Source organism: Oceanotoga sp. (genome assembly GCF_030445905.1).
Taxonomy (GTDB): domain Bacteria; phylum Thermotogota; class Thermotogae; order Petrotogales; family Petrotogaceae; genus Oceanotoga; species Oceanotoga teriensis.
Map to the genome: position 1 here is coordinate 29,710 of NZ_JASUSU010000012.1, position 13,464 is coordinate 43,173.

At 25.5% G+C, this 13,464-nt stretch carries 13 protein-coding genes; 5 read left to right on the forward strand and 8 right to left on the reverse strand.

Going from position 1 to position 13,464, the window contains the following annotated elements; all coding sequences use genetic code 11:
- Positions 1 to 11 precede the first annotated feature (11 nt).
- The 8 genes from yjjX to PWP28_RS05160 all read right to left on the reverse strand — a co-directional run bounded on the left by yjjX (position 12) and on the right by PWP28_RS05160 (position 5,571).
- The gene (gene yjjX / locus PWP28_RS05125) at positions 12 to 533 is read right to left on the reverse strand and encodes an inosine/xanthosine triphosphatase (RefSeq protein ID WP_109604337.1); all 522 of its coding nucleotides are present in this window, start codon (positions 531 to 533) and stop codon (positions 12 to 14) included.
- Between the two features lie 12 nt (positions 534 to 545).
- The gene (locus PWP28_RS05130; protein WP_109604336.1) at positions 546 to 1,253 is read right to left on the reverse strand and encodes an adenosylcobinamide-GDP ribazoletransferase; all 708 of its coding nucleotides are present in this window, start codon (positions 1,251 to 1,253) and stop codon (positions 546 to 548) included.
- On the reverse strand, positions 1,243 to 1,899 hold the full coding sequence (gene cbiR / locus PWP28_RS05135) for a cobamide remodeling phosphodiesterase CbiR (RefSeq protein WP_264150544.1): 657 nt from the start codon (positions 1,897 to 1,899) through the stop codon (positions 1,243 to 1,245). The genes PWP28_RS05130 and cbiR overlap by 11 nt, the downstream gene beginning before the upstream one ends.
- Positions 1,896 to 2,420 carry a bifunctional adenosylcobinamide kinase/adenosylcobinamide-phosphate guanylyltransferase gene (locus PWP28_RS05140; RefSeq protein ID WP_109604334.1) on the reverse strand — a complete coding sequence of 175 codons (525 nt, stop codon included), beginning with the start codon at positions 2,418 to 2,420 and terminating at the stop codon, positions 1,896 to 1,898. The genes cbiR and PWP28_RS05140 overlap by 4 nt, the downstream gene beginning before the upstream one ends.
- Positions 2,408 to 3,010, reverse strand: coding sequence for a hypothetical protein (locus PWP28_RS05145; protein ID WP_109604333.1), 603 nt, complete (start codon positions 3,008 to 3,010; stop codon positions 2,408 to 2,410). Before PWP28_RS05145 ends, PWP28_RS05140 begins: the two co-directional genes overlap by 13 nt.
- Positions 3,011 to 3,160: 150 nt before the next feature.
- Complete coding sequence (locus PWP28_RS05150; RefSeq protein WP_264150542.1) at positions 3,161 to 3,814, reverse strand: ABC transporter permease; 654 nt, start codon at positions 3,812 to 3,814, stop codon at positions 3,161 to 3,163.
- Positions 3,811 to 4,905 (reverse strand): ABC transporter ATP-binding protein, encoded by a 1,095-nt coding sequence (locus PWP28_RS05155; RefSeq protein ID WP_264150541.1) that lies wholly within the window; start codon positions 4,903 to 4,905, stop codon positions 3,811 to 3,813. Before PWP28_RS05155 ends, PWP28_RS05150 begins: the two co-directional genes overlap by 4 nt.
- A 12-nt stretch (positions 4,906 to 4,917) precedes the next feature.
- The gene (locus tag PWP28_RS05160; RefSeq protein ID WP_308644360.1) at positions 4,918 to 5,571 is read right to left on the reverse strand and encodes an ABC transporter permease; all 654 of its coding nucleotides are present in this window, start codon (positions 5,569 to 5,571) and stop codon (positions 4,918 to 4,920) included.
- A gap of 250 nt (positions 5,572 to 5,821) precedes the next feature.
- Here PWP28_RS05160 and PWP28_RS05165 point away from each other — a divergent pair, with 250 nt between their 5' ends.
- The 5 genes from PWP28_RS05165 to PWP28_RS05185 all read left to right on the forward strand — a co-directional run bounded on the left by PWP28_RS05165 (position 5,822) and on the right by PWP28_RS05185 (position 13,282).
- Positions 5,822 to 7,996, forward strand: a complete 2,175-nt coding sequence (locus PWP28_RS05165; RefSeq protein WP_109604330.1) for a sodium-translocating pyrophosphatase — start codon at positions 5,822 to 5,824, stop codon at positions 7,994 to 7,996.
- 146 nt (positions 7,997 to 8,142) lie between these two features.
- Complete coding sequence (locus PWP28_RS05170; protein WP_305081463.1) at positions 8,143 to 8,952, forward strand: fumarate hydratase; 810 nt, start codon at positions 8,143 to 8,145, stop codon at positions 8,950 to 8,952.
- Positions 8,942 to 9,430 carry a FumA C-terminus/TtdB family hydratase beta subunit gene (locus PWP28_RS05175; protein WP_109604328.1) on the forward strand — a complete coding sequence of 163 codons (489 nt, stop codon included), beginning with the start codon at positions 8,942 to 8,944 and terminating at the stop codon, positions 9,428 to 9,430. Before PWP28_RS05170 ends, PWP28_RS05175 begins: the two co-directional genes overlap by 11 nt.
- A 23-nt stretch (positions 9,431 to 9,453) precedes the next feature.
- Positions 9,454 to 10,590, forward strand: a complete 1,137-nt coding sequence (locus PWP28_RS05180) for an NADP-dependent malic enzyme (protein ID WP_109604327.1) — start codon at positions 9,454 to 9,456, stop codon at positions 10,588 to 10,590.
- Between the two features lie 394 nt (positions 10,591 to 10,984).
- Positions 10,985 to 13,282: a methyl-accepting chemotaxis protein gene (locus PWP28_RS05185; protein ID WP_308644361.1), complete on the forward strand. Its 2,298-nt coding sequence runs from the start codon at positions 10,985 to 10,987 to the stop codon at positions 13,280 to 13,282.
- Positions 13,283 to 13,464 lie beyond the last annotated feature (182 nt).

Sequence of the window (13,464 nt, forward strand, 5' to 3'; positions counted from 1 at the left end):
AACCCCTTTTTTTATTGATATATATCGGCATTTAATATAGGTATCAAAGAACTTATTATTGCAGGTATGTATATTTTAGTCCTTGTTAAAATCCCCTTTGAAAAAAATTCAATAGCACCACCCTTTTGTTTTATATTTTCAATTTTTGAAATTTCTTCCATTATATCTCCAAGTTCAGCACCTTTTTTTATGTCTTTCATTATAAAAGTTGGAAGTTGATATATTGGGGATATTCCTATTCCTTCTTTTCCAAATTTATTTATTGTATGAACTACGGTGAATAAAAAAGGTTTATTGAACATTATTTTTATTCCAGCTTCTATACCAATGAAAAAGTCACCATCTAAAAAATTTTGTTTTAGTTGTGAAGCTCTATTATAAGCCCCTTTAAAGGTTTCTTCTTCTAAAGGTTGGGCTGAAACTTTAGAATCTATATCATAACTTTTCAGTTCAAAGTCTTCAAAATACTCTTTAAAAGCTAAGTTACAAGCATTTATTTTAACTGGGTTTTTTGAACCTACCAATATTATCATATTGAATTCTCCTTATTTTATATTTATAATCAAAAGAAATATTATTTCAGTTAAACATATATTAGCTCCTATTACATCACCATTTATACCATTGATTTTTTTATTCGATATAATATTTAATAAAAAAGAACTTATTATAGAAGATATGATACCGATTAAAAAGATTTTCAAAGAGATAAAGGCTGTTATTGAAACTATTAAGAATGAAGGAATTAAATATAATTTTTTGAATGGAAAATACATTTTTCCAAGTCCTTCATCAAATGCTGGTTTTGAGATAGATAACAAAACTGGTACAGAAAATCTTGAAAAAATTGGCATCATATACCAAAAGTCTTTATTTTGAAATATTAAAAAAATATATAATATTATATAAAAAATCCCATATAATAAAGAAAAAGCTCCAATCCTTGAATCTTTAAGTATTTTTCGTCTTTCTTCAATATCTCTTATTTGAGCGCCAAATCCATCGAATAAATCTAAAATACCATCAAAATGAAAGTATTGAAAAAGATAGAAATATAAAATCATATTCAATATAAAGGTTATATTTATATTGAATATATTGATGAAAATCATTTGAAATAACCACAAAACAAAACTTGCAAATATTCCTACCAATGGAAAATAAATTACAGACCTTTTAATATTTACATTTTTTACAGTTGGGACCGGAATTCTACTAATAGTACCAAAAGCTACAAATATATCATTTAGCATTTTTTAATACCTCTACTACTTGTAATGTCTCTTCAAGTTTAAATAATTCTACACATACAGGAGTATCTTTAAAATATTTTTTATAAGTTTTTATAAAGCTTTTATACTGTTCTTTCGTTGGTAAAGAATGATCTTTGCCATTTTGAATGCCATGAAAATGTATTTCTCTTATTTTACTTTTAACACGACTTATAAAATATTCAGGATTCTCTCCGAGTAGAGTTAAATGTCCCCAGTCCATTGTTATAGAAGGATTATATTCTTTTATTTTATTATAATATTCGAAGAACTTTCCATCTTCTAAATTTTCAACACATAATCTTTTTTTAAAAATATCCTGACAATATCTGAAGGTATCTTTAAATTCATCTATTTCTCCAAATGGATGCATTGTTAGTCTATAAACATTAAAATCTTTAAAATAAGAACAAACATTTCTAATGCTTTTCATATTATCTGTTGGGAGATGAATGCTGAGTTTTATGTCAGAGTTAAAAAGTTCTTCGGATTCTTTTTTTATTATAGATTGAATATGTTCATCCCATGAATATATTAATAATTCTACAAAATCTACTTCATCTTTTAATATTTTTAAATTTTCAAGATATGTTCCAGGTATTTGCCATGAAGTTGTTCCTACTATCATTTTATTTTCACCTCTATTCCTGAAACCATTAAAAATACATTATCACATAATTTTGCAAATTTTTTATTTACAGTGCCCAATATTCTTACATATCTTCTTGCTAAGGTATTTTCAGGGATTATTCCCCAACCTACTTCATTTGTAACAAAAATAGTTTTAGGTATATCATTCTTTTTAAGAAAATCTATAAATTTATCTACTTTTTCAAAGATTATATAATCATCATCTTTTTCATGTTTTAAAAGTAAATTAGATGTCCACATTGTAATACAATCCATTAAAATAACATTGGGATTATAAGTTAAAGCCTTTTTAAAAGCATCAATAGGATTAAAGGGTTCTTCTACTGTAAAGAAATTTTCTCCTCTTTCTTTTATATGATTATCTACTTTTATTCTCATCTCCTCATCAAATATTTGAGCAGTAGCTATATAAACTCTGTTTGGTTTTTCTTTTTCGGCAAGAATTTGGGCATAAGTTGATTTACCACATGCCTGTCCTCCAGTTATCAATGTATACATTTTTTAATCCTCCCTATTTCGAATAAAGGTATATCATTTCTTTTTATTTCTTTTTTAGAAGTAAAAATTCCGCAGGTTGCTGGGCCTGCAGATTTTTTTATATTGATATTTTTATTTTCTATTATATCATCGAATAAAATATATTTTAATTCATTTTCTTTTGATAAAATTTCGAGTTCCTTATATATGCCACCCGAACCACAGGGAAGAAAATCTCCTATTGGATTTTCTTTAATTATTTGAGCTATTATTTTAGGATTTAAAATATTATTTTGATTTTTGATAACTTCTTCACCTACATATGGAATACCTATCAAATATATATGATCATTTTCTTTTGAATTTCTCCATATAATATTTTCTGTATATCCAAAAACAGCCATACCATAAGCAGTCATTGAAGTTTTAAAGTTTTCTTCTGTACTTCCATTAATAGGAATGTCTAATTCTAACTTTGAAAGACCTTTTTTAATACCTTTTAATACATTCATTCCTGTTGGATTCCATTCATTACTAACCATAGAAAGCACTGTTAATGGTTTTACATTTAAACTATATAATTCATTTAAACAAACATTTAAAGTGAACATAGCCGAATCTACAACATTAAAAGATAATTCATCATTTTTTTTTTCACCAATTGAACCAAGAGTATCTAAAGCTATAACCTGATAAATATCTTTAAATTTATAAATAGTAGTATCTCTATAAGTATTTATTATTTTTATGTATATCGCCTCCTAATTTTCTGTTATCATTTTGATTCCTTTAGAAGTTAAAAATTTTTCTATTAGACCTAAAATCTGATCTATAATTACTGCAAGCAAAGAAACAGGTAAAGCACCAGCTAATATCATTGTATAATCAAAAGCACTTAAACCTATGAAAATTAATTCTCCAAGTCCTCCAGCTCCAACTGCTGAAGCTACTGTTGTTGTTGCAATATTTATCACAGCTGAATTTCTAAGACCAGAAAATATTGATGAAATTGACATTGGTATTTCTATTCTAAAAAGTATATGAAAGTTTGTCATACCCATCCCTTTAGCAGCTTCGATCAATTTTTTATCAACACTTAATAATCCAGAAGCAGTATTGAATATAATAGGTACTAAACTATATAGAAATAAAGCAAAGATTGCGGGAGTTGCTCCAATACCTAAAAATATGAAAACAAGAGCTATTACAGCTATTGATGGTATTGCTTGTGTTGTACTCATTATGTTTATAATTAATTCACCAGTTTTTTTTCTTTTTGGTCTGCTTACAAAAACACCTATCAATATACCAATTATAACAGCTAATAACCATGAAATAATAAAAATATAAAGATGTTCATAAGTTTTTAAAAATAAATAATCTAAGTTTTCATTGTAAAATTCAAAAATATTCATTTATTCACCTCTGAAAGAGAAAAATGTTTAAAAATACTTTCAAATTCAAGTAAACCAATTATTTCATTTTTATTATTTATAACAGGAATTTTAGATACTCCAGCTTTTAACATTATATTCAAAGAATCAAAAAGGCTAAAATCACTTTTTACATTTAATTTTTTTATCTTTTCAATATTAAACTTATCTTTATTCATTAAATCAAGATATCCAGAAAATTTATTATTTTCATCATTAAAAATAATAAATTTTAAATTGTTATTTTTTATCATATTAAAGACTTGATCTTCATAATTATTTATATTGAGAACTGTATAGTTTTGACTCAAAGATTCTGAAACTTTTATAAATTCAAGAGCTTTAAATTCACTATCTTCTCCCAATAAATTCCTTACAAAAGAGTTTTTTGGTCTTTTTATGATATTGATTGTATTATCATATTGTTCTATTTTTCCTTTATTCAAAATAGCTATTTTATCTCCAAGTTTAATAGCCTCTCTTATATCATGAGTTACGAATATTATAGTCTTTTTTATTTTATTTTGAATTTCTAAAAATGCATTTTGAAGTGTCTCCCTATTTATGGGATCTATAGCACCAAATGGTTCATCCATTAATAAAATTTCTGGATCTGCAGCCAAACCTCTTGCAACACCTACACGTTGCCTTTGACCACCAGAAAGTTGAGCTGGATATTTATTAATATTTATTTCATAATCAAGATTAACAAGTTCCATCAAATATTTGATCCTATCCTCTATCTTTTTTTTTGGCCATTTTAAAAGTTTAGGTACAATAGAAATATTTTCTTTTACTGTCATGTGTGGAAAAAGTCCTATTTCTTGAATTACATAACCAATACTCCTTCTAAGAGATATAGTATCTATATCATCTATTGAATTATTATTTATATAAATTTCGCCTGAACTTCTTTCAATTAATTTATTTATAATTTTTAAAAGAGTTGTTTTACCACAACCGGAAGGTCCTATTAAAACAGTTATTTTATGATCTTCAAACTCTATATTAATATTTTCTATTGCTGTAAAATCATCATATTTTTTATATATGTTTTTTAGTTTTATAGACAAATAAATCACCTCTTATTTAATTTTTAACCCCTTTGAAGTTATTAAATTTTCTAATTTTATGAGTAAATAATTTGTCATAATTCCAAGAAAAGAAATAAGTATAACTCCTGTTATTACCATTTCATATCTTGATCTACTCAACCCTGCAAATATAAAATAACCAAGTCCTCCAGAAGATACGAAATATCCCAATGTTGCTATTCCAACTCCCATCACTACTGCATTTCTTATTCCAGACATTATTATCGGTATAGATAAAGGTAACTTTATTTTTAACAAAATTTGAGAAGAAGTCATACCCATTCCTTTAGCAGACTCTATTATTTTAATGTTTATTGATTTAATACCTATCAATGTATTTCTTATTATTGGCATCAAAGAGTATATTATTAAAGCAATTACAGCTGGAGTTGTCCCTATTCCAGCTTTTATAGGTGCAAGAATTACAACCATTATACCAAATAAAGCCAATGAAGGAATTGTCATCAATATTCCAGCAATTTGAAGAGTAATATTGGCTATTTTTGAATTTTTAGATATAAAAATGCCTATAGATACTCCTATTAATATCGAAAAAGGTAAAGATAAAGCTATAAGTTTAATATGCTGCAATGTTTCAAATAAAATTTTATTATAATTTATTAATATATAATTTATAAGGTTCAAATAAAAACACCTCCTTTAATTATTTTGTTAAAAAACATTTCTCTTGTTAACATTATTATATCATGATAATTTTATGCAATTTATATATTTAAAAGTCTAAAAGAGAAAATTTGTGAAAAAAAGAATTAATTGAATATAATGTTATTTTTTTGATTCAGAAAATAATTAATCGTATTTTTTATAATGAATCAATTGTTATAAAATTATAATGGGGGAATTTTTAAATAAATTTTTAATCGGAGGTGTGACTATGCAATTTTTGTGGTTCTTGTTAATAGTACCATTATTAGCTTTGTTGTTCGCCAGGATTAATTATAAAGGTATTCTAAAGCTTGATGAAGGAACTTCAGAAATGAAAGAAGTTTCTAAAGCTATTAGAATAGGGGCAAACGCGTTTTTAAAACATGAGATGACTACGATATTATTTTATGTAATAATAATAGGTATCGTATTATCAGTGATAATAGAATGGTATGTCGGTGTTGCTTTTGCCATCGGTGCTTTTATGAGTGCCATGGCAGGTGTTGTTGGAATGAAGAGCGCAACACAAACCAATGTGAGAGTTGCTAATACTGCAAGAAACACAGAAGATATAAGTTCCACTTTAAAAGTGGCTTTTAAAGGTGGTAGTGTTATGGGTCTTGCGGTAGCTGGGTTTGCACTCAGTGGTATGATATTGATTTATTTGATATTTGGACATTATCTTGGACAATTAGATCCAGAAAATATGATAATAAAAGTTAATTGGTTAAAAATAAATTATATACCTTTTACTATGACTGTTTCTGGATATGCTTTAGGTTGTTCTTTAATAGCCATGTTTGATAGAGTTGGAGGAGGTATATATACTAAAGCAGCTGATATGGGAGCAGATTTAGTTGGAAAAACAGAACTTGAACTTGATGAAGATGATCCAAGAAATCCAGCGGCAATAGCAGATAATGTTGGAGATAATGTTGGAGATGTAGCTGGTTTGGGAGCTGATTTGCTTGAAAGTTATATAGGGGCTATAATTTCTTCAGTAGTACTTGTATTATATACTCAATTTTTGTTGGGAGATTCAAATTTAACACATAATTCAGCTATAAATCTGACATTATATCCTTTAATTTTTATGAGCATAGGCCTTGTAAGTGCTATGATAGGAATATTTTATATATTGAAATCTAAAGGTAGTAGTAATCCTCATAAAGATTTAAATAGATCTTTGACCATATCTGCCGGTTTAACAATATTATTTTCATTCATAATGACCTTTTTTTATCTCGATTCCATGACGGCAGAAGAATTGAAAAATATAGGTTTTGTTTTTGGTAAAATATCTCCATGGGTTGCATCTATAGCGGGTATATTTTCTGGGATATTCATAGGCCTTCTTGCAGAATATTATACGAGTGATGATTATAAACCCACTCAAACATTATCTAAATTTGCAAAAGGTGGACCTGCAATAGTTATTTCAAAAGGATTGGCACTTGGAATGAAAAGTGTTTTTTTACCAGTTGGAGTATTAATGATATCTATATTATTTTCATATGAAATATCTGGACTTTATGGTGTTGCCATGGCTGCAGCTGGTATGTTGTCTTTTGTAGCAGCAACTGTAACTGTAGATTCTTATGGACCTATTGCTGACAATGCTGGTGGAATTGCAGAAATGGCTCATTTACCTAAAAAAGTTAGAGATATAACTGATAAATTAGACTCTGTTGGTAATACAACAGCAGCTGTTGGTAAAGGTTTTGCAATAGGCTCTGCTGGATTGGCTGCATTATCACTATTTGCATCATATATATATTCTGGAGCTGGACCTCAAGATGCAGGTATAGGAGATTTAACTCATATATTGAATTTAAATATAGTCAATTCAAGAACTATTGGAGGAGCTCTTTTTGGTGCAGCATTACCTTATTTTTTCAGTGCTTTTTTAATAGATGCTGTTGTAAAAGCTGCAAATAAGATGGTAGATGAAGTTAGAAGACAATTTAAAGAGATTCCAGGACTTATGGAAGGAACTGCTAAACCTGATTATGAAAGATGTATAAAAATAAGTTCAGAGGGCTCTTTAAAAGAAATAAAAATACCTGCCATGATTTCTGTATTCACTCCAATAGTTACTGGATTTATATTTGGAGTAGATTTTGTTGGTGGATTATTAGTTGGTACAACTTTAAGTGGTATAATGCTTGCAATATTTTCAGCTAATTCTGGTGGTGCTTGGGATAATGCCAAAAAATATATTGAAAAAGGAAATATACAAGATGAAAAGAAAGGTGGAGAAGCTCATAAAGCTTCTGTTGTCGGAGATACAGTTGGAGACCCATTAAAAGATACAGTTGGTCCATCTTTAGATATATTAATAAAAATAATGTCTGTTTCATCTTTGATAACAGTATCTATATTCAAAGTATATCATTTATTTTAAAACTCTAATGATTAATGAAAATGGTGAATTTAATATTCACCATTTTTTATTTTTATTGATTTTTCTTAAATGTATTTTATTTTTAATATAAATAATAAAAAATACTTTATAATATTAAAGAAAGTAAATTTTATTGGAGGTTAAAAATGTTTGAAAATATAATAAATAAAATAGCGAAAAAAATAGAAATTGCAAATAATCATATAAATAAAGATGTATTAAAAAGTTTAATAGAATATGATGGCCCATTTTCTAAAGAAATAAATGAAAATTATAAAATATCTGAAAAGCTTAATATACCTTTATGTCAAGATACAGGTATGGTTGAATTTTTTGTTTTTTTACCAAAAAAAAGTATAGATTTAGATATTGAATATATAATAAATCAGTCTGTTATAAAAGCATATACTTCTAATAATTTTAGGTATTCTACAGTTAAAGAACCTCTATTTAAAAGGGAAAATATGAAAAATAATTCTCCAGCTATAATACATTATTTTTTTCATGAAAATAAAAATATAAAAATAAAATTTTTAATAAAAGGTGGTGGAAGTGAAAATCTTTCTGCACTTTATATGTTAAAACCTTCTGCCGATAAAGAAGAAATAAAAAAGATTATAAAAGAGCATATAAAAGAAAATGGAGCAAGAGGGTGTCCACCTATGAATATAGGAATAGGAATAGGTGGAACATCAGATAAAGCTATGATATTATCTAAATTAGCTTTAACAGAAGATTTTAATGAAAGAAATCCAATTACAGAATATTCTGATTTTGAAAAAGAATTAATAAACGATTTAAATGATCTAAGAATAGGATTTCAGGGACTTGGATATGGAAAAACAGTTCATTCTGTACATATAAAATCATTTCCAACTCATATAGCAACACTTCCACTCGCAATAAGTATAGATTGTTATCTAGTTAGAAAAGGAGAGGTTGAAATTGAACTTTGAAAATCTAAGAGTTGGAGATCAAATTGAATATACGGGGGAACTTATAGTTATGAGAGATGCAGCTCACAAAAGATTGAAAGAAATATATATTTCTGGTAAAGAACTTCCAATAAAGTTAGATAATAAAATAATTTTTTATGCTGGCCCTGCAAAGAAACCAGATTTTCAAGTTATTGGAGCAATAGGACCAACAACAAGCAATAGGATGGATAAATATTTAGAATTTGTTTATAAACTTGGTGTTATTGCTACAATTGGTAAAGGGAAAAGAAGTTTAGAAGCATGCAAAGTGAATAAAAAATATAAAAAACATTATTTTATAACTCCCAGTGGAATGGCTGCTTTATTATCTCAAAAAGTAAAAAAATATGAAATTTTAGCTTTTGAAGATTTGGGAACAGAAGCTATTCAAAGACTTTTTGTTGAGAAATTTCCATTGATGGTTGGGATAGATAAATATGGAAAAAGCTTATGGTAAAATGAAATCTAAGGAGTGAGTTTATGGATAATAAAGAAAAAGCACTTAAAATGCATGAAAAATGGAATGGTAAACTTGAAATATTATCAAAAGCAAAAGTTAATAATGCAGAAGATCTTGCAATTGCTTATACTCCAGGAGTTGCAGAACCTTGTAAAGAAATAAATAAAAATATTGAAAATGTGTATAAGTATACTATGAAATCCAATACTGTTGCTGTAATAACTGATGGGACAGCAGTTTTAGGTCTTGGAGATATAGGCCCAGAAGCGGCATTACCTGTTATGGAAGGAAAATGTGTTTTATTTAAAGAATTTGCGGGAATAAATGCAATACCAATATGTTTAAATACTAAAGATACAGAAGAAATAATAAACACAATAAAAATAATATCCCCTGCTTTCGGGGGAATAAATCTTGAAGATATTTCGGCACCAAGATGTTTCGAAATTGAAAATAGATTAAAAGAAGAACTGAATATTCCAGTATTTCATGATGATCAACATGGAACTGCAATAATAGTATTAGCAGCTATAATAAATTCTTTAAAAATAGTAAAGAAAGAAAAAAAAGATTTAAAAGTTGTTATAAATGGTGCTGGTTCAGCTGGTATAGCCATTACAAAACTATTAAAAGATTTTAAAATAGAAAATATTATTTTATGTGATAGGGATGGTATATTAAAGAAAGAAGAAAAAAATTCAAATTGGGCGCATGATGAAATCGCAAAATCTATAAATCCTGAAAACATAAAAGGTGGATTAAAAGAAGCTTTGATGGGAGCAGATATATTTATAGGGGTCTCTGCACCAAATATTCTTAAAGAAGAGATGATAAAAAGCATGAATAAAAATCCTATAATATTTGCTTTAGCAAATCCAATTCCTGAAATAATGCCAGATATTGCAAAAAAATCAGGTGCAAGAATAGTTGGTACTGGTAGATCTGATTTTCCAAATCAAATAAATAATGTTCTTGCATTTCCCGGAATATTTAAAGGTGCTCTCATTTCAAGGAAACAAATAACTCAAGAAATGAAAATAAAAGCAGCTTTTGCGATTGCTTCTATGATAAAAGAAGAAGATTTAAATGAAGATAATATACTTCCAAAGGCTTTTGATGAAGGAATATCAGAAAAAGTTGCAAAATCTATAATATAATAAAAAAAAGGTTTAGATTTTATCATCTAAGCCTTTTTTTATTGATAATAGAAGAAAAAGAAAAAGTTTTTTTCCATCATATTATTTACTCTATCAACCTTTTTATCAATATTTTCTTTTTTCTTTTTAAAATACATAATATCACCTCTCCTAATTCGGATATTTTTTATCTCAATTAAATTATATCATTATTATATTAATTAATTATTTAATATAATAATTTTTTGTAACATAAATCTTTCTTTTTTTGAAAAATAAAGATTTACTCTCTTAATCCAATTTAATTATACATAATGTATGTTAATTGGAGATATACCGTATATTTATATATCGATAAAAAAATCTTTTTTGATATAATATTATTAGAAAACGTTTTCAAAAAAGGGGGATTTAAATGAATTATAAGGTTAATTGGTTTAATAAAATAAGTAATAAAATAGCAATTATAATGCTTTTAATAGCTGTTATACCAACTTTATTTATAGTTTTTTATATGAAAACAAATGTTGATAAAGAAAGTATAAAAGTACAAAATAATTTAAATGAGAAAATTTCTATACTTGAAGAAAATTATGAAAAAGAATTTGAAAGTTATAACGAAAACGTTATCAAAAATATAAATGATTATAATTTATACATAGTTGAAGAAATAAAAAATATTGAAAAAGATATAAATGATAAATTTTCAAATTCTTATCAAGAATCTTTTGATTCAAAATTGAAAACATTAACAAATGTTTTTGTTAATTTTATAAGAAATGAAAAATCTGATATAGAAAAGATAGGAAGGTTAATAACTGAAAATCGAGATTTAAGAGAAATTACAGCAAATAAAAAAATAACTTTAATGCAAAGGTACAATCTTTTAGAACCATTTGCAATGCATCTTTATATGACTGGAATGCAACTTTGGGTTGTGAATCCAGAGAAAACAAACAAAGATAATATAGTACAAGTAAAAAATGATATTATCAATAAAAAATCAGAATATTTTAAGGATAGTAATAATATAATAAAATCTCAAGATATGTCAAAATATCTTGAAGAATATTTTAAAGATTTTTTGAATTCGACAAATAAACATCCAAAAATAGTTACATTATCTATAGATAATTTACCATATTATATGGGAATATTTCCTATAACTGGTATAGACAAAGTTGATACTATAAATGGATTTTTAATCATATTTGATGAATTTAATTATCAAAAACTTATTGATATTTCTTTGATACTTGATTCATATATAACAGTTTATTCAAAAGATAAAAGTCCACTATATTCAAATTTACCATTAGATAGTCTAAAAATAGATGATAAAAAAATTATTGAAGAATATTCAACAGATAAAATAATAGGTAAAAATTTGAGAAGTCATTATAAAAAAATAGATGATTTTGATGGCATATATATACAAGTATCTGATGTGTTTAAAGATGCAAAAGCTGATATAGAAATACCTTTAAAAACTGATTTCAAAGTGGATTTTTATGTTCCTGAAAAACAAAAATTTAATTTTAATATAGATCTTGATAAAATAATCCAAAATATATTCATAATATTATTTTTTATAATAGTGATTATTTTTTTAATATCTTATTATATAAGTAAAAAAATAGGAAAAAATGTAAACAATATAAATGATGAATTAAGGAATATTTCAGATGGAAATTTAAATTATTTTAATAAAACTATTAAGAAAAATGATGGTGAATTTTTCTTAATGAAAAATAATTTAGAAAATACAAAAAAATCTTTAAAAGATATTATAAATAGTATAAAAGAAAATACTCAAAACCTTTTACATGTTTCAAAGAATATAAACAATGATTCTAATGATTTAGAATTTTTTCAAGAAAATATTAAAGATATTATAAATAAAACAAAGAATTTAGATAACAAAATAGAAAATATTTTAAATAATGCATTGATTCAAATGCAAGAACTCTTAAAAAATTCATTTGAATTAAAAAATAATTCTGATAAACTTTCTAATATAAACAAAGAAGTTAAGAATTTTTCTGAAATAGGTTTAGAACAAGTAAAAACTATAAACGTCAATAATGAAGATATTGAGAATTTTATGAGTAAAACTTTTATAGATCTTGAAAAATTTAAAAAAGAATTTGAAAATATAAATTCATATATAGAAAATATAATGAATATATCTGAACAAACAAATTTACTTGCATTAAATGCATCTATAGAAGCTGCTCGGGCAGGTGAATCAGGAAAAGGATTTTCTGTTGTTGCAGAAGAAATAAGAAAATTATCAGAGAAAACTCAAAGTACAGCAACAAATATAAATGAAAATGTTTTAAATCTTTCTGAAAGATTTAAAGAGCTTATAAAGGGGTTAAATTCATCTAAAAATGGTGTAGACAATTTAAAATCATCTGTTAAAAATCTTAATTTAGGATTCAATGATTTAAATAATTCAACGAAAGAATCTATAGAATATTCTAAAAACCTTAAAAGCTCTATAGATATTCAATTATTAAATGTAGAAAATTTTAAAGAAAGTATTACAAATATAAAAGACAATATAAATATTTCAAAAGATGAATTAGATAATTTATTAAACACATTGGAAAAGAATTTAGAAATTTTTGAAAGATTAAACAATGATTCTCAAAGTATAGATAGAATTTCTTCTTTGCTCGAAGATAAATGTAAAAAATTTAATATTTGAAATTTAAAAATAAAAAACAGGATTATTTTTATATAATTCTGTTTTTTTTTATTCTTTTTTTAGATTATTTTTTTTAAAAAAAATAATAATAAATTAAGTAACTTAAAGGTTACTTTTAATTATTTTTGATTTAAACTAAATAATGTAGTATAACAATAAAAATGTAGATAAAACTACAAATT

Coding starts and splice junctions, on each gene's coding strand:
- PWP28_RS05140 (WP_109604334.1), bottom strand. CDS start 2,420: ATGTATACATTGATAACTGGAGGACAGGCATGTGGTAAATCAACTTAT.
- PWP28_RS05150 (WP_264150542.1), bottom strand. CDS start 3,814: ATGAATATTTTTGAATTTTACAATGAAAACTTAGATTATTTATTTTTA.
- PWP28_RS05180 (WP_109604327.1), top strand. CDS start 9,454: ATGGATAATAAAGAAAAAGCACTTAAAATGCATGAAAAATGGAATGGT.
- yjjX (WP_109604337.1), bottom strand. CDS start 533: ATGATAATATTGGTAGGTTCAAAAAACCCAGTTAAAATAAATGCTTGT.
- PWP28_RS05145 (WP_109604333.1), bottom strand. CDS start 3,010: ATGTTCACTTTAAATGTTTGTTTAAATGAATTATATAGTTTAAATGTA.
- PWP28_RS05170 (WP_305081463.1), top strand. CDS start 8,143: ATGTTTGAAAATATAATAAATAAAATAGCGAAAAAAATAGAAATTGCA.
- PWP28_RS05130 (WP_109604336.1), bottom strand. CDS start 1,253: ATGCTAAATGATATATTTGTAGCTTTTGGTACTATTAGTAGAATTCCG.
- cbiR (WP_264150544.1), bottom strand. CDS start 1,899: ATGATAGTAGGAACAACTTCATGGCAAATACCTGGAACATATCTTGAA.
- PWP28_RS05165 (WP_109604330.1), top strand. CDS start 5,822: ATGCAATTTTTGTGGTTCTTGTTAATAGTACCATTATTAGCTTTGTTG.
- PWP28_RS05185 (WP_308644361.1), top strand. CDS start 10,985: ATGAATTATAAGGTTAATTGGTTTAATAAAATAAGTAATAAAATAGCA.